This window comes from Flammeovirga yaeyamensis, assembly GCF_018736045.1.
GTDB lineage: Bacteria > Bacteroidota > Bacteroidia > Cytophagales > Flammeovirgaceae > Flammeovirga > Flammeovirga yaeyamensis.
Map to the genome: position 1 here is coordinate 1,194,081 of NZ_CP076133.1, position 21,314 is coordinate 1,215,394.

The window sequence follows — 21,314 nt, forward strand, 5'->3', positions numbered from 1 at the left end:
CTTTGTATTGTTAAGTTACTTCAAGAAAAAAAATTATTAATCTCAATCGCTATAATAATGAATTACATCTATCTCAGTACATCTTACAAAGTCCATTTAAATAAATGTGTATAAAAGTTCAGATTGTTATTTTATCCTGCTATCTTTGTTTCCAATTATGAAAACTTATTAGCTCATTAAATAACTTATCTGGATTAACCACCTATGGAACGTAAGAAAAAATTACTTGATCAATTTGCGAAAGCTCATAAATTCGACGGTTTGCCACCACTAGCAAATAAAATATTAGGTGTATTTTATTTGTCTGATGAAAAATACCTTTCTTTTGAGACGTTGACAGAATTCTTAGATTCATCAAAAGGGGCGGTAAGTAAAATGTTGAAAATATTGATTGCAGTCAGACGAGTTAATTTTATCCAGGATCCAACCTCCAAACGAAAAAGATTATTCTATTTGGATTCAAAAGGTGCAGAAGAATATGTAAACCTTGTTGTAGAGGGACTAATGGAACAAAGATCCCTTATGCTACAATTGAGTGCGTACAGAACTTCTGAAAGTGATAAAGAAATCGACGATCTTATTGAAAGAACGTTAGCGTTTAATCAGCAAATCGTTACAGCTTTACAGAAAAACAACAAAAAGTATTACAAAAAGTAATACCATCATTTCTATCAATTACTAAATCTAGTTGGTTTCCTTGTTAAGAAACCTCCCTTGGTGAATTATGTACGAAAAAATAAAGTTCTGGGTGAAACTCTATTTGCCCATGGTTGTTATAGCCATCTTTGCTATTATCATCACTTACTAATTGAGTGATCCATTATTAATTAAATCTATCTAATTTCAATCTCCTTTTTGTCATCTCAGACATGAAGCGGAACAATATTGCCTTTAAGTTTCCTGAAAAGGAAACTAAATTAATCTCTATCATGAAAAATATCTTACTAATTGGTTTTATTCTCTTTTATAGCTCTATCCTTTTAGGACAGGAGAGGTTCAAAGTTGGTATTTTAGCCGAAGTAAAATCGTTAAAATCAGATTCTTTGGGTGTTAAACTAAGATCTGAGATTCTATCTTTATTAGATCATAAATACGAAGTGGAATTCGCAAATGTGCTTTTTAATACATATAATACAGACTTAGCGAAGTCACAGTATGATAGTCTAGTAGATCAAAAATGTGATGTAATTGTTGCATTTGGACCAACAAACGCATTAATGTTCTACGAAGAATACATCGATTTTACAGTTCCAACAATTTTAGCAGGTTTTGTGAATCAGGACTTCGTTGAAATTCCAAACCAAGCGAAAACTTCTGGTGTAGATAACTTTACTTATTTCGTTACTCCCTTTTCAATTACTAACGATGTCGAATCATTCTCCTCGTTATATGATTATCAAAAATTAGGTGTTGTGGTAGATGATTATCTTTTAGAAGCCTTCCCTGTGAAGGAAAAGTTGGATGAAATCTTAACAGATAAGGATTATTCGTTAATCACAATACAGAAAGACACAAAAACTTTAGAAATTCCTACTGATGTAGATGCAGTTTATTTCAACAGCACATCTCAATTATCGGAAGAAGATTTCGAAAATGTCATCAAAGAGACGAACCGTTTGAAGTTACCTTCTTTATCTGGTTACGGTATTAGCGATCTTGAATTAGGAGTGATGGCCACAAATCAACCAAACATCAATTTCGATCAGATCTTTAGAAGAATTGCTTTAACTATAGAAGCAATAACATTGGGTCAAAATTTAGCTGACCTTCCAGTAGAAATCAATTATGAAAATGGGTTGACTGTCAATCTAGAAGTGGCTGAATATGTAGGTATTACTTTTAAGAACAGCGAGTTAGTGAAATACAATTTCATGCAGTCGAATTTTAAAAACGACGATCACAGTTACTCTTTAAAAAGTTTGATGAGCATGATGTTACATCAGAACTTAAGATTGGAATCGGAAAGAAAATCGATCGATATTAAAGACCAAGAGGTGAGGTTATCTAAATCAAATTATCTTCCTGAAGTGGGTGTGAATGCTGCCGGTAACTATGTAAATGCAGAAATGGCAGAGTTGTCTTTCGGACAAAATCCAGAGTATAACGCTATTGGTAATGTGCAATTAAAACAAACAATTTATTCGGCAGATGCATCGGCCAACATCAAAATATCGAAGTTGACTTTAGAAGCACAAAAAGAAGACTTTAATGCTTTGGAGTTGGATCAAGTACTGGAAGTTGGTATGGCTTATTACAATACGTTGATCTACGAAGCCAACAAAAGCATTCAACTTAAAAACCTTCAGTTAACGAAGGAAAACTTAAAACTGTCGGAAGAAAATTTAGCATTGGGTGTAGGAGGAAAATCAGATGTATTGAGATTCCAAAGTCAGTTAGCCCAAAACACTCAAGGAATGATTGAAGCAAAAAATACAGTTGCCCAATCACATTTGATGTTGAATAAATTACTGAACTTACCCATGGAGGAGCGTTTAATTTTGGAAGATAGCTTACTCTTAGGAGCTCAAAATAACAATAAAGAATACGAGGATTTGATGTTGCTTTTAGATCAACCCAAAGATCGTTTTCTACTTACAGAATTCTTTATCGAAGAAGCCATTGTAAACTCACCTGAACTTTCTAGTTTACAGTACAACAAAGAATCGGTTGAACGTAATTATAAGTTAAATAAAAATGGACGTTTTATTCCAACTGTCGCTTTACAAGGACAATACAATCAGTTTTTGTTAAGAGAAGGAGCAGGGGTAAATATGCCGGCAGGCTTCCCAAGTGTTCCGCTAAATAATTACAATGTTGGTTTGAATGTTTCGATTCCGATTTTCCAACAAAATACGAGAAACATCAAACAACAGAAGTCGAAAATTCAGATGGATCAGTTAGCGGTTCAGAAGAATGACTATGAGCAAAATATCGAGAAGTTGGTACATGAATACATCATTGCTTTGATCAATGAAATGACCAACATCGAAATCTCTAAAGCCAATAAAGTAGTGGCAGAAGAGAACTTGAAAATCTCTCAAAGTGAATACGCTAACGGTATTATTCCAGTCATCCAACTGATTGATGCACAGAATAATTTGTTAGAAAATGAGCTAGCTTTTACAACTGCTCAGTACAATTACTTTATCGTATCACTTCAAATTCAACGTGCGATCGGTTACTACTTCTTATTGAACTCAGAAGAAAACAATCAAGCCTTTTTCACTCGTGCAGAACAATTCATCTCAAATAATTAATCATCCTAGATCTTAAGAAATTATGAAAAATATTACCATGATATCTCTATTCCTTACTGCGTTTATTTTCAATACTGCTTGTCAAGAAGAACAACAAGAAACTGTTGAAACCATTAGATCGGTAAGATACACTGAAGTAAAAAATACCACATTAAGCAACAATACAATTTATAGTGGAAAAGCGACTGCTGACCAGGAAATGGAGTTAAGCTTTAGAAATAACGGTATTATCACGAAAAAATTAGTGAAGGTCGGACAAAAAGTTAAGAAAGGTCAGTTATTGATGCAATTGGACAACATCCAAGCCCAGCTTTCTTACGAGCAATCTTTAGCGGCATTAAATGCAGCAAAATCAGAAATGTTCACGGCTAAATCGGAATACGAAAGAGGTCGCAAATTATACGAACAAGGCAACTACACTTTAAGTAAGTACGAAACAGTAAAGAATGCTTACGAGAACGCTGCCAATCAGTTAACATCGGCAGAAAGAAAGTTAGCCATCGATAAAGAGCAAATCTTAAACGGGTATATCTATGCTCCAAAAGATGCGGTGGTAGCAGAAGTGGAAGCCAATTTAAACGAAACAGTAAGTTCTGGTCAGAAAGTGATGGTACTGAATGCCGGTAACGAAATGAATGTTGTGGTTGGGGTATCAGAAAGCAGCATAAATGAAATTACTAACGGTTTAACAGCCTACTTAAATTTCAGATCAATTGATGAAAAATTGAAAGGTGAAGTGATTGAAGTATCACCCATCGTCAACAAAGAAAACGCTACTTTCCCTGTGAAAATTAGAATTCAAAATCCAACTAATTCTATCCACCCAGGAATGGCAGCAGAAGTAAAATTCAACTTGGGCGATTTGGCTTCAGATTATAATATCGTGCTTCCTTTGAGTGCGGTAGGTGAAGACGAAAAAGGAAATTTTGTCTACTTCATTAAAGATCGTAAAAACGACTTGGGTCTTGTTGGAAAAGAATATGTTCAAGTGGGTGAGTTAACCGACGAAGGTATTCTAATCACAGATGGAATCGAGCAAGGTCAGCTGATTATCACAGCCGGATTGCAGACCCTTATTCAAGGTCAAACTGTAAAACTTTAATCTCTCTAATTCTTATTACTACCTACATATTTTAATACAATGATAAATTTCGCCAAATTCTCCATCGAAAAGAACCGTATTGTTCTTAGTGTTTTAGCCGTGGTTATGATCATGGGAATGGTTTTCTACCAATCTTTATCAAGAGATAGTATGCCTCCATTTACGGTAAGAGTCGCAACGATTGTAGCTTCTTTTCCTGGGGCAAGCCCAGATAGAGTAGAGGAATTAGTGACGGATAAAATCGAAAAAATTGCTCAAGAATTACCTGAATTAAAGAAGGTGACAAGTGATTCTAGAACTGGACTTTCGGTAGTAACGGTGGAGTTGAAAATGGACGTGGCTCCAGAAGATCTTCAGCCGGTATGGGATCGTTTGAGAAGAAAGTTGGATCAAATGTCTGATTTACCTTCTAACGTTTACCCTCAGTTGCAAGACGATGGAATCGGTGAAGTTTTCGGTATTGCAGTAGGTATTACAAGTGATGGTTTTTCTTATGCAGATGTAAAGAAATATGCTGATCGTTTAAGAAACGATTTGATTAGCTTGGAAGATGCTGCTAAAGTAGAAATCAACGGGGAACAAGAAGAGCGTGTATTTATCAAATTTGATAATGCGAAGTTGAAAAACTACGGGTTAACATCAAGTAGTTTGGAGCAAATGATTAGCTCGACAAACATTTTGAATACAGGTGGAGAAATCAATCTTCAGAATGAAAGAATTGTCTTGGAGCCATCAGGTAACTTCAACAATATCAAAGACATTAGAAATATGTTGATTCCGGTGGGAAACAACGGAAACGTCATCTCACTATCTGATGTGGCAACGATTGAAAAGGGGTATATCTATCCTCAAAAGCAAATCGTGAAGATCAATGGAAAGAAGGGAGTATCCTTGCATATCTCTTTAAAAGAAGGTAGAAACATTTTGAATTTGGGTCAGGAAGTTGATCAAGTTTTAGCTCAATATCAAGAGGAATTACCGATCGGTTTGGAAGTGATGAGATTGTCGTCTTTAGATCATTACATCGAACACAAAGTAACTGATTTCGAAGGGAATTTAATCCAATCGGTAGTGATTGTTTTAGCCGTGATGTTGATCTTCTTAGGTATGAGAACAGGTTTAGTCATTGCCAGCTTAATTCCAATGGTAACAATCGCCACTTTTATGGTGATGGGATTATTTGATTTAGGCATCAACCAAATCTCTCTAGCCGCTTTGATTATGGCATTAGGAATGATGGTGGATAACGGCATTGTAGTGGCGGAATCCATTATGGTAAAAATGGAAGAGGGCATTGATGTGAAAAAGGCAGCCATCGACTCCGTTCAGGAATTATTCTATCCATTATTGATATCGACTTTAACAACATCAGCGGCATTCTTATCGTTCTACATGGCCGAGTCGATTATGGGTGATATTATGGGACCGATCTTCTCAGTGATCACTATTGCGTTGATCTCATCATGGTTGATTTCTTTGAGTATCATCTCACTTTTATGTGTGTACTTCTTAAAAGTGCAACCTAAAGGTGAAGCTAAAAAGAAGTTCTTAGATCGTATGATTGATGCCTTGAAATCAGGTTACCATAAAGTGATCATGATCTCATTGAAATACAAAAAATCGGTAGTCGTTAGTGTGGCTATGATGTTTATTGCTTCATTGCTAGGATTTGGATTATTAGAAGTATTATTCTTCCCAGATAGCGATAGAAACATGATCACGATCGACATCAATTTGCCTCAAGGTTCTAGAATTGAGGCCACTCAAAAAGTAGTAGGAGAGTTAGAAACGTTCTTCAATGAGGAATTGATGGTCGGTGAAGATAAGCAAGACGGCATCACTTCTTGGACATCGTTTATCGGTGAAGGACCATCGTCGTACGATTTAGGGTATACTCCAGATGAGCCAAATGCCAACTATGCACACATCTTAATCAATACTTCGGATCAATTGATCAACAACGAGTTAATCAAAAAGATTGATGAGTACAGTTTCTTGACTTTCCCAGATGCAGATGTAAAAGTAGGTTTATTGGGTGCAGGTAGCGGTGGAGCACCGATCGAAATTAAAGTATCAGGAAATAACCCAGATCAGTTGCAAAATATCGCAGCGAATATCAGAAAAGAGTTGTCGTCTGTAGAAGGAACGAAAAACGTGAAGGACGATTGGGGTCCAAAGGGAAAGAAGTTTGTGATTGAAATTGATCAAAGTAAAGCACAAGCGGCGGGTATGACCAACCAAGATATTGCGGTGTCCCTTCAAACTATCTTAGATGGATTTAGAACGGGAGAATTTAGAGAAGAGGAGAAATCGATTCCGATTTTATTACAAAGCATAGAAAGTTCTGATCTATCGTTATCAGCTTTAAAAACGGCCAATGTGTACAGTCAGAATTCTGGGAAAAGTGTACCGCTAAATCAGGTAGCAGAGATTGTTCCTGTGTGGCAATATACTCAGATCAAGCGAGAGAATTTAAAACGTACAATCACTGTAGAATGTGAGTTAACTGAAGAAGGAAATGCCAACAACATTATGGCAACAATTCAGCCTTGGTTGGATCAAGATCAAGAAAACTGGGGAGCAGGTTACACTTACTCTTTAGGAGGAGATGCCGAGGAAAGTGCAGAGAACATGGGAGCGGTATTTACTTACCTTCCGTTATCGGCTTTCATCATCGTGATGCTGTTAGTAATGCAGTTCAACTCTTTCAGAAAAATGACCATCATTTTATTAACGATTCCATTAGGTGTGATCGGAATGGTGATCGGTTTATTGATCTTCCAAGTGCCTTTCGGATTCATGGCTTTCTTAGGAATTATCTCTCTGGCAGGGATCGTGATTAACAATGCCATCGTTTTGATCGAACGAATAGAAGTGGAGGAAAAAGAGTTGAAAAAAGCTCCTCTACAAGCAGTGATTGATGCATGTTTGCAAAGGTTTAGACCCATCATCTTGGCTACTTTCACAACCGTACTTGGTTTAATTCCATTGTACTTAGGTGGCGGCGCTATTTGGGAGCCAATGGCGGTAACAATCATGGTTGGATTAATGTTCGGAACCATCATCACTTTGATCTTTATTCCAGCATTGTACAGCATCTTATTTAAGGTGAAGTAAGCAGAATACTATTTCTTGTTGTATAGAGCGGTTGACTTTTACTATTAAAGTCAACCGCTTTTTTTTGATATTTAAATCTTCATTATTAAGAATTAGAGCTTATAATAAATAGTCTATTAGTTTCTATATATAGAAACAATTAATTAGACTGTTATATAGTATGAAAATAAGCAATTATGGAAGCCTTTTAGAGTATTAAATAAAATGTTATTATTCTAATTAATAGCCTTTTTAAGGCTTTATTAAGTGATTTTATATTAAAAAGGTTGTGGGGACTTTTTTAAGTAAAAGATATTGTTAATGAAAATTATTATAGTTTCTAATTAAGGAAACCAATTGTATATTTGTATCGTTGGTTTTAAGGCCAGTAAAAAAGCTATTCTTATTAATAAAAAAGCGTTTAAAATGAAGCTTAAATTTGTTGTTAATGAGGATGAACGAAGTTTCCGAAAATAGAAACTAAATAGTATTTTTACAAAGTAATAAAAACAAAGAATCTCAATCGCTATCAAATGAAAAATCAGGAATTTAGTATTGAAAAGAAATAAAGTAATTGATGTAAAGTAATTTACATAAGAGGTCATTCAGAAATACTTATGACCAAGAAAATACTCTATTATTCATCATTGCTCATCAAATCTTAATATCTACCATCATTCACTATATGTTTATTTCATTATAAACAGAATTCTTATACTAATTATGTTTCCATTAAAGGAAACCATTGTGCTATTAATCATGAAAAATTTATTACTAATCTGTTTTATTCTCATCTACAGTAATATTCTACTGGGACAGGAAAAGTTTCAAAAAGGTTTCCATAAACAAATAGAAAACTGGAAAACCTATAGGTTAAGAATAGAATCTACATCCGTTGATTCTAAGGTGAAAGAACTTAATCTTTTAGAAAGCTTTACAAACATAGTTTTAAAACAAAATACACCACTTAAAAAAGAAGTGAAAGAACCAGAGTTATATACAAAGCACGATACGTGTATATATTGTGGTTATCAAAAATAAAATATATTCTCTCTAATTTAATTACCTCATGTCAATTATTGTTATACAAGCAATCGCTTCTGCCATCTCTATTCCAACAGAAGCGGATAATATTAATATTCATCTAAAGGATGATCAAATGGTTTCTGTATCGAAAAAGGAATGGAAAAAAGGGAAGCGATTTTGCTCTGAAGATCGGTTTGCTTTTGTAAGAAACAAGCAAGTGATTTTTATCGAGAAAAGTGATATCGAATACATCAGATACGAATCGTTAAGGACTTTTGAAAAAACGGCAGATTTTATGGAAGAATACGCCAAAGTTCAAGAGTTGGACGAAGAAGTTCTTAAGTATTTCCATACTGTAAAACACAAGAAAGCCAGAACCTCACAAGTGCTGGCAGTAGGAGCCACTTGTATGGGCGTTTTGGTCTCCCCTTTGGTATTAGTTGTTGCTCCTATTCCTTTAATTCAAGCTGTTTCTCGAATGCGGAAAGTGGAATATCAATATTGTGTAAAAGGAAAAGAATGGAAGTCTCTCAAAAATGCCAGAAAGAAAAAAATTAAAAATTACAAATTAAAAGCTACTGCATAAATCTATCAATCATGAAAACATTATCAATCTATCTCACCTTATTATTAGCCTTTAGTCTTACTTGTGTTTTTGCCGGTGGCGACGACAAAGAACCCCATTATGATAGAGGAATTACCAACAGAACATTTATTCCAAAAGGACAATGGATGGTTGGAGCCACGTTTAATTACTCGGAACATGTAAACGACAACTATCAGTTTTTAATCCTGAACAAATGGGATGGAGCTGGTTATACCTTAAAAGTAAGTCCGTTTTTCGGTTACTTTCTAAAAGACAATTTAGCGATTGGTGGTCGTGTGACTTATCAAAGACAAGAATTGAGAATCGATAACTTACAATTGGATTTAGGGGACGATATCAATTTATCCGTGCAGGGAATGACGGAACAAGCACAGATGGTCTACTCTACATTCTTCATGAGAAATTACATCAGTTTAGGAAAAGGAAATCGATTCGGTATTTTCAATGAAGTGAGTTTATCTTATGGTTACGGTCAATCGAAAAGTATGCATATGGAAGATGGACCACACGACATCAGAGGATTATATTCTAATACACACGAATTTAATATTGGTCTTTCTCCAGGAATGGTGGCGTTTGTCAATAACAACTTGGCATTAGAAGTAAAGATGGACGTAATTGGTTTCAATATGAAATCGACTGAACAAATCGAAAATCAAGTGAGTACGGGTTCAAGAAGAACCAGTAATGCTGATTTCAACTTAGACATTTTCTCATTAAACATCGGATTAACCTTATTTATCTAAACTCATGAAAAAACTTATTACTATTGTTATCGCTGTACTCGCTTTAAGCGGATGTATTAAAAACGATGTGCCTTATCCGTACATCTTCGGAGAAATTATCTCATTGCAAATTGAAGGACAGAATGGAAATGCCATCATTTCACAAGAAAACCAAACGGTAGAAATTAGAGTGCCTTTTGGAATGGATAGAACCCAATTAAAAATCACTGACTTAGTGATGACGGAAGAGGCGACTATCTATCCAAAAATAGAAGAGTTAATGGACTTTTCTTCACCGGTTACTTTTACCGTTTCCACTTATCAAGATTACGATTGGACAGTGACTGTTATCGAAGACGATTTTGATATCATCATGCATGAATTCGAAATTGAAGGACAGGTTTCATCAGAAATTGATCAGTCCAATAGAATTATTCGAGTGGTGATATCAGATACTTTGGATATTGAAAATTTAAATGTGGTACAATTTAGTTATTCACCAGAACAAGTACCCGTTCTCCCATACCCATTTGATGTACATGATTTTTCATCAGAAGTAACTTTCCTTTTTGATGACATAGAATGGAGAGTAGAAGTAACGTACGATGATGGAGAAATTGAAAATATTGGAGAGCAGATTATGTATTCTGATTTTAAAACATGGTACTACGGAGGAAGAAAAGCCAATGAATCCAACAACAGTAGAAAGTTTAATATTCCAGGAGAAGATTTTGATGGTACTCCTTGGAGAACGGGAGATGTTGGAGCGGCTGATTTAATCATTCCTACTGGAGTGAGAACAGTGTATCCTTCTCCTTCAGAAGAAGAATACGAATACACCACTCTAAAAACAACATCGGCATTAGGTGTAGTTGCCGCAGGGTCTTTGTTTGTAGGAGATATACAGGGTAGTGGATTAACCAATGTGCAAACTGATTTTGGTATTCCGTTTACTGATCAACCCAAAAGTTTTGAAACGACTATTCAATATATACCAGAGTTGTACGATGGAAGCCCCGATCAATGCGATGTGTATGTTTTGCTTCAGGTAAGAGAAGGGAGTGGCGATAACGAGAAAAGATATCGATTAGCTACTGCATGGTACAGATCGGACGAAACGATGATGAATTTTGAAACCATCAACATGCCATTATTATATGGAAACCACAACGACTTAGCCCCTTTCATGATGCCATCGACAGCTAACGAAAGAATGCCGGAACACGGTTTTGCACCAACAGATAGCGAACCAACACACATTATTGTTGTGTATTCTTCGAGCTTCGATGGAGCGAATTTTAAAGGAGGAGTGGGAAGTGAACTTCGTGTGAAAGGATTTGAATTAAAGTATTAACCTTTAACGACTAAGACTAAAAAAGAGAACCAATAAAAATGATGTATATGTATTTTATATAGGATAATTAAGCAAATTAATTAGGTAGTATTAGAAACTAGAGGCATCTTAATATTTAGGATGCCTCTTTCTATATTTATATCAAATGATTTTGATTCTGTACTGATATTGTATGGAAGTAATAATCGTTTAACAATTGCTTTAATAGTTTTTTATCTCGCAATTCGGTCTCAAGACCAAGATCTTCAATCATTTTTGTTTCTACTTTTTTAATGACCATTCGATGTTCATAAGAGAGATCAAGTTTCAAGCAGTTTTTAATCACTTTTACATGCTTTTCAGTTAGATTGGCTGCTTGTGAGAAAACCGGAACATAATCTTCTGGGAAGGTTGGGATCTCTAAGTCAGAAGAACGTACTTTTTTCTTTTCAGAGATGACCATTGTACCTGCTACAATATCACCTACTCTTTGTCCTTTTTCTCCCAAAATAATAGTTAGAATAGCCACCATACCATTAGATATAGCAATATCTACAAAACGAAATAACCAACGTAGCGTTAATTGAGAAACTGTTAATGGAGTTCCATCTTTTGAAACCACCTTAATTTTTAGGGCACTTTTTCCTAAGGATTGTCCATCAAAAAATATTTCCATAAGATATTGATAGACTAGAAATGCAAAACCCATTAACCCACTCCAAATCATAATACCTATGGCAGCATCCATTACGGCTAATAAACTTAAAGGAATAAGATATGCCGATAATAAAATGATTAAGTCCAATAGATAAGCTAAAATTCGGCTAGTCACATTTGCTTTTTGAAGTCGTAAATTTACATTCTGACTATTTTGAAATGATATTGATGACATGTTGAAAGAATTAAAAAAATAAATTAGTCTACATCAAAAATATAGATTTTTTTGATAGGATACTTATATTGCAGTAACAAACTTATTTTTTATGAAAGAACCAATATTTATTCTTAGAAATCAGGATAAATGGAAAAAGATTGAAGCTGAGACTATTAATGCAAATGCCTCACCCGAAATACTAGCCTCTAATTACAAATCTCTGACAGAAGATCTATCTTATGCACAGACTTTTTATCCTTCTAGTGATACTACCTATTATCTAAATGATTTAGCGGTAAGATATCACAAAATGATTTATGTGATTAAAAAGGAAAAGAAATCGAGATTTAAAGACTTTTGGTTATATGAAGTGCCATTTGAAATGGCCAAAAATCATAGGCAAATTTTCTGGGCTTTTGTGGTGTTTTTAGTGAGTACAATAATCGGAGTGTTTTCCGCTTACCACGATCAAGAATTTGTGAGACTTATTCTAGGAGATGGTTATGTAAATATGACTTTAGAAAACATCGCTAATGGCAAACCTATGGATGTATATGCCTCAGGAGGTGCTTTTGAGATGTTTTACCGAATAACACTCAACAACATTCAAGTGGCTTTTTATGCTTTTGTCTTAGGGATTTTAACCAGTTTAGGTACAGGTTTTTTATTATTCCGTAACGGTATTATGCTCGGTTCCTTCCAATACTTTTTTTATGAACATGGGGTACTTAAAGAATCACTTTTAAGTATTTGGACCCATGGTACATTAGAGATTACTGCCATAGTATTCGCAGGAGGGGCAGGGTTTGTTTTAGGAAATTCTCTTCTTTTTCCTAAACACAAAAAACGTAGTCAAAGTCTTAGAGATGGTGCTAAAAGTGGATTAAAGATCGTAATTGGTCTTGTCCCTATTTTTATAATTGCAGGGTTTTTAGAAGGATTTGTTACTCGTCAGGTGGAATGGCCTTTAGTATTAAGGTTATTCTTTATCCTTTCCTCTTTGGCCTTCATAATTTTTTATTATTTTTGGTATGCTTTCAAAGTGTACCAATCGAAAATGAAAGAAAACTAACTCTTTTTTTAGCTAACACTTTACTTTTATAATTTATAATATTTATCATGAAACGTACATACGAATTTAATCAGGTGAGAGACCTGGGTGACAAAATTGATTTTACCTTTTCCTTCTTCAAAGAAAACTTTAAAAAAATCTTTAAATCTTGTTTGACAATGATTATTCCTTTGACTGTTATTGGTTCTGGAATTTCAACTGGAGGACAATTATTTTTTGCTGGTGAAGCAGGTTTATCTACCACTTTTGCAATGTTTGGTGGGATTTTACAAAGTATTGCCACAGCTATGTTAGCAGCAAATATTTTTGTCTTAATTAGAGGACATATTAATGGAAAAGATCTTTCTCCTGTAGAAATTAATAATGAAGCGAAAGAATATACAACAAAAATATTTTTTGGATCAATATTATACGGTATCTGTGTTGTTATCGGTATGATTTTCTTTGTTATTCCTGGCTTCTTTTTAGCAATAGCTTGGGCCGTACTATTACCTTTGATTGTTTTTGAAGAAAAATCAATAACCGAAGCGATGTCAAGAAGTAATAACTTGGTAAGCGGTAACTGGTGGGCTACATTTTTCTATTTCTTTATTTTAGGTATAATTGTATTTGGTATCAACTATGTATTTACGATTATTCCTGCTGGATTAGTTGGTGTTGGAGCATTTTTCCAATTTTCTGATGAAGGATCTTTAAATGTTGCATTTAAATTAGTGGCTGTACTTATCTCAATGGGTGTAGGTATCATTTCACCGATTGTAAAATCAGCGTATCACATTGGTACTTCAACACAATATTTCTCATTAAAAGAGAAAAAAGAAGCTTCTAGTATCATGAGGGATCTTAATGCTTTAGACTAAGATAATTAGATAGCTAAAAAGCTGTCATTTTTATAAAATATATTGATTTTGTAGTGACGTTGCACTGTAACGTCACTACAAAACCACTTTAGATGCTATACAAGCTTAGCAAGCGAAAAAACAAACGAATGCGTAAGTATTATTCCATATTACTCTTCTTTTTAACGACTACAGTACTTAAAGCAAATGAACGAGCATTTTCTAAAGAAACAGTAGATCGTTTAAAAAATGATTCGGATTACCAGTATATCCCACCCTATAAGATTTTCAATATGTGGGATGAATTCATCCAGTATATTGTAGATATTTTAACTGATTTTTTCAGAGATACTGATATTGAAAGAAGTACCATAAGTACTATTATTGATTATACAATATGGGGTATCGCTATTTCGGTATTGCTATTTGCATTATATCTATTTTTAAAGAAACAAGGAGTTATTGTCTTTAAGAGTGAACAAAAAATCAACAACTACGATACAAATATTTATTCCAAAAGCGAAAACACTATTCCTTTAAAACAACAATTGGAGGATGCCATCAACCAATATCAATATCATGAAGTGGTTCGATTATATTACTTGATGGCCATAGATACTTTGGATCGTAAGCATTTGATAAATCTTAAAAAAGTTGATCACCATAATGATATCATCTTTCAACTAAAATCGAACCTTATTTCAAAACCCTTTCAAGACATTGGGGTATATTTTCAGTATTGTTGGTATGGAGAATTTGAAGCAAACCAAACCATATGCGATCAATTAGAAGGAATGTACCAAAACTTTGAACATGCCGTAAAACAACATGAAAAAGCTTAAAAAACATCATATCTTTTTAGGTGTTGTTGTACTGTTGTATTTAGCATTAACCTTTAAAGATCAGAGCCAGACTGATTGGACAAAACACTATAAATCTAACGCTAAGAGTCCTTATGGAACGAAAGCATTAACCACACTTCTAGATGAATCTGAAGATTTAAATTTGAAAGTCGAAAATTCAAGATTAACCATCTATGAATTATTAGATTCTCCTGAATTTATGGACAAGGGAATACTATTGATACAACCCTCGTTTTCTCTTGATAAAACCGATTATGATCAGTTATATAAAGCAATAGAAAAAGGGAAAGATGTATTTATTGCCGCTGAACATTTTGATTATAATATTTTAGATACACTTCGAATTTCTGCAGAAGGTACATACAACATCCCTAATCTTAGATATATCGATAATCAGGAAGATGCAGAAGCTAAGATTGATTCTGTAGACATGGAAATGAATGGGGTAATTGGAAAGTTTTCGACTGTAGATTATCACTATTACCTCTCTATTGATGATTCATCGACAGTAGAACGTTTAGCAGGTACTGATGATCAAAATGTATTTGTAAAAGCGAAAATTGGAGAGGGTAACCTCTTTTTATTATCAACTCCTAATGTACTTAGTAACTTTCCGTTACTTCATGAAGAAAACTATCTTTTTGTAAACGAAATTCTGAAAGCATTACCTGAAGGGGAATATGTAAGAACAGAATATTATACTTTAGGTAGAGAAGGGCAAAGTACTCCATTGAGAGTAATTCTCGCTCAACAAGGATTAAAAGAAAGTATTTTTACATTATTGCTTTTGATCTTTGTTTATTTAATTTTCCAATCCAAAAGAGAGCAAAGAGCAATACCTACTATCGAACCTCCTAAGAACGATAGTATGGCTTTTGTGAAAACGATAAGTCAGCTTTACTTAAACGCAAACGACAACAAGAAAATCTTAATCAAAAGAAAAAGATTCTTGTTTAATCATATTAGAAACAAACATTACCTTGATTTTAATGAAGAGGATAATACTCAAAATATCCAACTTTTAGCCATTAGAACAGGTATTGACGAAGAAGAATTACGTTCACTCTTCGTCTGTGTTGATAGGGAAATTAATTACCCTATGACCGCTTCAGGCTTTACAAGGGCCAATCAATTAATCGATGAATTTTACTCAAAAGAACAATAAACATGGAAGATAATATTATCAACAACTTCGAAAACAGAATTGATACATCAACGTTAATCCAAGAATTAAATTTACTTAGAGAAGGGATCAATAAAGTAGTAAAAGGTCAGCACAAGACCATCGACCTATTACTTACTGCTATATTAGCCGACGGCCATGTTTTATTGGAAGGTGTACCGGGTGTAGCCAAAACATTAACGGCAAAAACGTTGGCACATATGATCGAAGGTCATTATTCTAGAATTCAGTTTACACCAGATTTAATGCCATCGGATGTATTGGGTACGAATGTATTTAATGCAGCCACCAATTCTTTTGAATTTAGAAAAGGTCCTGTTTTCGGTAATGTTATCCTTACGGACGAAATCAACAGGGCGCCTGCAAAAACTCAAGCCTCTCTTTTCGAGGTAATGGAAGAGAGACAAATCACCTACGATGGTCAGAAATATGATATGGACGAGCCTTTCTTAGTTATTGGTACACAAAACCCAGTTGAACAAGAAGGAACGTACCCATTACCAGAAGCGCAACTAGATAGATTTCTATTTAAGATTGATTTAGGCTATCCAGACGAGCAAGACGAATATGATGTATTAATGATGCATCATCAACATGAAAAACCAACCAATTTAATTACCGAAGAGTATAAATTGAATCCAGCTAAGCTGAAAGAGTTTAGAGATCTAGCAAAGAAAGTGATTGTTAAAGATGAGATCATCGATTACATTCTTAAACTGATTCGTACTACTCGTGCTACAGCAGATTTCTATTTGGGAGCATCACCTAGAGCGGGGGTAGCTTTATTGAACGCTTCTAAAGCTTGGGCATGCCTGCAAGGAAGAGATTTCGTTACTCCAGACGATATCGCTTATGTCATCAAACCTGTATTAAGACACCGTTTGATTATGACCGCAGAAAAAGAAATGGAAGGAGAAAATATGGACCGATTGATTGATAAAGTGGTGCATTCTGTAGCTGTTCCAAGATAATTACTATGAAGTTTTACAAGCAATTATTCTTTTCAGATCGCTTCTTTTTTATTGGAGTAGCACTGGTATTTGCCTATATATTGTCCTATCTGTTTCCCATCATTTTTAATGTGGTAAACCTGATAGGTATCCTCTTCTTTTTATTGTTTATAATGGATACTTACCTGTTATTTTCGACTAAAAAGAAGGTATATGCCACCCGATCTACTCCGGAAAGATTATCTAACGGAGAGGATAACCCCATAGAGGTATATATTGAAAACAGAAGCGCACAACATCTTTTTCTTGAGGTAATCGATGAGGCTCCAATAGAGTTTCAGCTTAGAAACTTAAGATTCAAAACTAGGCTAAAAGAAGGGGAAGATGATAAGTTTACCTACACCATTCGTCCAACAGAAAGAGGGGAATACTTTTTTGGTGACTTGATTGTTTTTGCAAAATCAAAAATTGGTTTAGTACGCAGAAAAGTAAAACAACACTGCGAGATCACTTCAGTAAAAGTATATCCATCTTTTCAAAAACTGAAAAAGTTTGAATTGATGGCCTTGCATACAGGTCATATTGAAGGGGGGATCAAAAAAGTTAGAAAGGTTGGTCAGCAAAAAGAATTTGATCAGATAAAAGAATATGTTCCTGGAGATGATTTTAGGAGTATCAACTGGACAGCAACAGCACGTTCTCAGCAATTAATGGTGAATCATTACCAAGATGAAAAAGCACAGCAAGTGTACACCGTTTTGGATATGGGACGAAGTATGAAAATGCCATTTAATGGTATGACCTTGCTTGATTATTCTATCAACGCTAGTTTGGTATTACTTCATATTGCTCAGAAAAAGCAAGACCTTATTGGTTTAACAGCATTTGATTATCAGAGTCAGAATTTCCTTAAAGCAAGAAGAAATTCAGGTCAGATGCAGAACGTTATGGAAAAACTGTATAATCTGAGTCCTAGTTTTATGGAAACAGATTTTGCCAAGGTGAGTGTATTATTAAAGAATCAGATTAAGCATAGAAGTATGTTGTTGTTCTTTACCAATATCCTTCACAAAGAAAGTCTAGAACGAAAATTACCTTACCTTAAAAGACTTGCCAAAAAACACTTATTAGTCGTTATTTTCTTCGAAGACAATGAGCTCAAAGAAGAGATCAAAAAGAAATCTACCACCATGGAAGAAATCTATCTAAAAGCTCTTCAAGAGGAGAATATTTTAGAAAAGAAGATGATCGCTAGACAGTTACAACAAAATGGTATTCAAACAATCTTGACTACACCTGAGAATCTGACTGTGGATACGATTAATAAGTATTTGGAGTTGAAGGCGAGAGGGGTGTTGTAAATAAATATCTATTTAATATTACGATAATAAATATGGCGGAAGTCGAAAAGCCAATAGAGTAGACATAAACAAATAAATCTTACAATGAAAAGATTGACTAAATTACTAACTATTATTTTTGTAGCTCTCTTATGTTATCAAACCAATGCTCAAACAATCGGGATAAAGGGTGGATTAAACTTAGCAACCCTAAATGAAAAAGACAATGATGGTACTTATAGTGATAATTATGACATGAACCCAGGGTTTCATTTCGGATTGACTGTAGATGTTCCATTGAATGAATTTTTATCTTTTGAACCTGGACTTCTTTTAACAACAAAAGGAATGAAGTATGAAGATGAATTAATAGGTTTAAATTTATCCGGTCATGCAAACCTTTATTATATTGATGTACCATTAAATTTAAAAGCAACTCATGAATTTGGTAGTGGGGTAAAATTGTATGGTACTATAGGGCCTTACGTTGGTATGGGTTTGAGTGGGAAAATTAAAGCAACTCTAGAATTTCAAGGTGATGAACAAACTGAGGAAGAGGAAATAAAATGGGGAAGCAATCAAGATGAAGATACTTTTAAAAGACTAGATATGGGTTTGACATTTGGAGCAGGTGTTGAAATAAATTCAATATTACTTGGATTATCTTATGATTTAGGATTATCAAATATTTCTACAAACCAAGATAATGGAATGTCAGTAAAAAATCGAGTTTTGAAATTTTCAGTAGGCTATAGATTTTTAAGCAAAAATTAGCCTAATATTTTGTATAAGCAATAGTGGGAAATTACTAATTTTACGTATAGTCGCCCATTCAAACTTTATCAATGAAACCAAGTTTGTTCAATCAAAACCGCTTTTGCTTATACGAATTTTTTATTCCACAAAAATAAACTTTGCTTTTACTATTTTAATAATAAACTAACTAAAAGAGTTTCATAGTCTTATCATGACCTTAAAAGAAATCAAAAAAATCGATACAAGTTTTTCTTATAAGTATAAATACTGTTTTAAAAACTATCATTTTACTTTTGACACGCCATTTTTATTAAAAGATCATAGAAATTATAGTCTACTGAATATTCTAGAGGTATTTATTTACAGGTATCCATTTATTTTTCTTTTATATCTATTTTGTTTCATCCTAAGGCCATTAGATTCATTAGTTATTAATACTTCGATGAATTTTATTCTGATGTTATTAGTTTTCATACACCGAAAGTATAAAAACCTAAAAAAGCAGAATTTTGAAAGTAATATGGAAAAGATACGCGGGACTATTACCTTAAAAGAGTATGAAAGTGGGGAAATTTTTGGATATAAATTTAAGGTGTCATATTCTTTTAAAGACATTCTTTATCAACCATATAATTTTTTTACATTTTATTCTGATACCGATAAAAGAAATGAAGACCATGAAGTAGGTGATGAGGTAGACCTTTATTTAAATAAAGATTTCCCTGAGTATGTGAAGTCAGATAATTCAAAATCTCGGTATGCAAATCTATGGCAAGCTTTAAGCATTATCCTACAATTTATTTCTTTAAATCTGATTCTCTATTATTATCATATCATAAAATTATTTTAAAAGGAATCAAGCTAAAGGTATTAGAAGAGATTATATTTTTTGATGCTTTATTACTTCAATTTTCTAAGTTTAAAGATCAATAATTTGCTGATCATCTTATAAAGACTATTTGCATAAAACATTTTGAAATTAAGAATCAAGTAATTGTGTATTGAGTGTGAATAGATATCTTTCATGAAGAACTTCCAAGACAATCTTAAATCATTTAATTTTAACCTATTCAGAACCAAACCATGAAATTTTTAAGATTACTAAACCTAATTCTTCTAGCTTTTTTAATCATCATCTGTTTACTAGGATTATTCTATAAACATATATCTTTTGGAATGGGGCTTGGGGATATAATAGGATATTTCGTTTTAATATCTGGGACGATACTATATGTATATTTGTTTCAAAAATATTATAAGGAAGGAATTGCTCCACAAATCTTAATGCTTAACTTTTATTTTATTTTTACTTTTTTGGTTGTACTCAAAGCAACTTATTTGAGAAGTGATGAGTATAGATGGAACGGTTGTCTTTTTTATGAAAGGTGTCTAGGAGACTTTAACATCTCGAATAATAATTACTATGAAATAGAAAGGATGAGTATTTGTCCCTGTGCATACTCCTCAGATTTTACTGGTAAATGGAATGGGAAATATATAGAGTTACTTTCAGGTGACATCAAATATCCTGATGAACTTAAAGAACATATTAAATCACCCATCACCATTGTATTTATTAAAATGGAGGAGGAAGAAATTCGAGAACCATTACAACTACATCAAGTATACTCATTTTCAGGAACAATTCATGAAATAAAAAATGAAATTCCAATCATGAATGTATCTTTAAACTAGATATTTATCAATACACAATAGCACATAATGATACTAAGAAAGTACTTCATACCATTTGAAAAAATAACGTACCAAACAAAACTAGACCCTGAGGAAGTAATTTATAGAATTAATAAAATTACTGTTCCAGAATATGGTATTAGAAGGTCTAAATTATCAGACAGGCGTAATAATATAATATATGAAGGGAGTGTTATTGGAAACGAATTTAGTATTATTAGAATGATGAAAAATAATAATTCTTCTTCACCTAGAATAGATGGAACTGTTGAAGAAAATTTTGGGGTAACCGAGATCAAGATAAAAATAAGTCCTGACCCTATGGAATTAATTATTACTTTATTATGGTGTGGGTTATTTGCTTTTGGTTTTTACCCATTTTTTATATCAAACTTGTTAAAAGATTTTTTTGATTCAACAGTATGGCAACCTTTTGCAATTTTGTTAATTAGTTACGGAATTATCATAGGTTCTTTTAAGTCTAATTATAAATTATCCAAAAAACAATTATCTAAATTATTTGAAGCTGAAATAAAAAATAAAATCAGATAAGAAAAGTTATGAATATTAAGAATGTAATTTTTTGTACATTCGAA

Annotated in this window: 19 protein-coding genes; 18 read left to right on the top strand and 1 reads right to left on the bottom strand. The window is 33.5% G+C overall.

Features of this window, described 5'->3' with window-relative positions; translation table 11 throughout:
• Positions 1-204: 204 nt before the first annotated feature.
• From KMW28_RS24610 to KMW28_RS24645, 8 genes are all read left to right on the top strand, one after another.
• The gene (locus KMW28_RS24610; protein WP_169663571.1) at positions 205-657 is read left to right on the top strand and encodes a helix-turn-helix domain-containing protein; all 453 of its coding nucleotides are present in this window, start codon (positions 205-207) and stop codon (positions 655-657) included.
• Between the two features lie 272 nt (positions 658-929).
• Entirely contained in the window at positions 930-3,257 is a 2,328-nt protein-coding gene (locus tag KMW28_RS24615; protein ID WP_169663572.1) for a TolC family protein, read from the top strand.
• Between the two features lie 22 nt (positions 3,258-3,279).
• Complete coding sequence (locus KMW28_RS24620; RefSeq protein WP_169663573.1) at positions 3,280-4,359, top strand: efflux RND transporter periplasmic adaptor subunit; 1,080 nt, start codon at positions 3,280-3,282, stop codon at positions 4,357-4,359.
• Positions 4,360-4,398: 39 nt separating this feature from the next.
• The gene (locus tag KMW28_RS24625; protein WP_205958157.1) at positions 4,399-7,476 is read left to right on the top strand and encodes an efflux RND transporter permease subunit; all 3,078 of its coding nucleotides are present in this window, start codon (positions 4,399-4,401) and stop codon (positions 7,474-7,476) included.
• Between the two features lie 738 nt (positions 7,477-8,214).
• Positions 8,215-8,496 (top strand): hypothetical protein, encoded by a 282-nt coding sequence (locus KMW28_RS24630; RefSeq protein ID WP_169663574.1) that lies wholly within the window; start codon positions 8,215-8,217, stop codon positions 8,494-8,496.
• A gap of 28 nt (positions 8,497-8,524) precedes the next feature.
• Positions 8,525-9,067 (top strand): hypothetical protein, encoded by a 543-nt coding sequence (locus tag KMW28_RS24635; RefSeq protein ID WP_169663575.1) that lies wholly within the window; start codon positions 8,525-8,527, stop codon positions 9,065-9,067.
• 11 nt (positions 9,068-9,078) lie between these two features.
• Positions 9,079-9,834: a hypothetical protein gene (locus KMW28_RS24640; RefSeq protein ID WP_169663576.1), complete on the top strand. Its 756-nt coding sequence runs from the start codon at positions 9,079-9,081 to the stop codon at positions 9,832-9,834.
• 4 nt (positions 9,835-9,838) lie between these two features.
• Positions 9,839-11,167, top strand: a complete 1,329-nt coding sequence (locus tag KMW28_RS24645) for a PCMD domain-containing protein (protein WP_169663577.1) — start codon at positions 9,839-9,841, stop codon at positions 11,165-11,167.
• 136 nt (positions 11,168-11,303) lie between these two features.
• On the opposite strand, the gene KMW28_RS24650 is transcribed toward KMW28_RS24645, so the two are convergent.
• Entirely contained in the window at positions 11,304-12,038 is a 735-nt protein-coding gene (locus KMW28_RS24650; RefSeq protein WP_169663578.1) for an RDD family protein, read from the bottom strand.
• A 91-nt stretch (positions 12,039-12,129) separates the two neighbouring features.
• Between KMW28_RS24650 and KMW28_RS24655 the strand changes: the two genes are divergently transcribed.
• The 10 genes from KMW28_RS24655 to KMW28_RS24700 all read left to right on the top strand — a co-directional run bounded on the left by KMW28_RS24655 (position 12,130) and on the right by KMW28_RS24700 (position 21,270).
• Entirely contained in the window at positions 12,130-13,092 is a 963-nt protein-coding gene (locus tag KMW28_RS24655; RefSeq protein WP_169663579.1) for a stage II sporulation protein M, read from the top strand.
• 47 nt (positions 13,093-13,139) lie between these two features.
• On the top strand, positions 13,140-13,952 hold the full coding sequence (locus KMW28_RS24660; RefSeq protein ID WP_169663580.1) for a glycerophosphoryl diester phosphodiesterase membrane domain-containing protein: 813 nt from the start codon (positions 13,140-13,142) through the stop codon (positions 13,950-13,952).
• 128 nt (positions 13,953-14,080) lie between these two features.
• Positions 14,081-14,773, top strand: a complete 693-nt coding sequence (locus KMW28_RS24665; protein ID WP_169663581.1) for a hypothetical protein — start codon at positions 14,081-14,083, stop codon at positions 14,771-14,773.
• Positions 14,760-15,959, top strand: a complete 1,200-nt coding sequence (locus KMW28_RS24670; RefSeq protein ID WP_169663582.1) for a DUF4350 domain-containing protein — start codon at positions 14,760-14,762, stop codon at positions 15,957-15,959. The genes KMW28_RS24665 and KMW28_RS24670 overlap by 14 nt, the downstream gene beginning before the upstream one ends.
• A gap of 2 nt (positions 15,960-15,961) precedes the next feature.
• A complete protein-coding gene (locus KMW28_RS24675; protein ID WP_169663583.1) occupies positions 15,962-16,948 on the top strand; it encodes an AAA family ATPase in 987 nt (328 codons plus the stop codon).
• A 5-nt stretch (positions 16,949-16,953) separates the two neighbouring features.
• Positions 16,954-18,288 (top strand): DUF58 domain-containing protein, encoded by a 1,335-nt coding sequence (locus KMW28_RS24680; RefSeq protein ID WP_169663584.1) that lies wholly within the window; start codon positions 16,954-16,956, stop codon positions 18,286-18,288.
• Positions 18,289-18,372: 84 nt separating this feature from the next.
• Complete coding sequence (locus tag KMW28_RS24685) at positions 18,373-19,041, top strand: porin family protein (RefSeq protein ID WP_169663585.1); 669 nt, start codon at positions 18,373-18,375, stop codon at positions 19,039-19,041.
• A 502-nt stretch (positions 19,042-19,543) separates the two neighbouring features.
• Positions 19,544-19,873 (top strand): hypothetical protein, encoded by a 330-nt coding sequence (locus KMW28_RS24690; protein ID WP_169663586.1) that lies wholly within the window; start codon positions 19,544-19,546, stop codon positions 19,871-19,873.
• A 233-nt stretch (positions 19,874-20,106) separates the two neighbouring features.
• Positions 20,107-20,718, top strand: coding sequence for a hypothetical protein (locus tag KMW28_RS24695; protein ID WP_169663587.1), 612 nt, complete (start codon positions 20,107-20,109; stop codon positions 20,716-20,718).
• Between the two features lie 27 nt (positions 20,719-20,745).
• Positions 20,746-21,270: a hypothetical protein gene (locus tag KMW28_RS24700; RefSeq protein WP_169663588.1), complete on the top strand. Its 525-nt coding sequence runs from the start codon at positions 20,746-20,748 to the stop codon at positions 21,268-21,270.
• Positions 21,271-21,314: the final 44 nt, after the last annotated feature.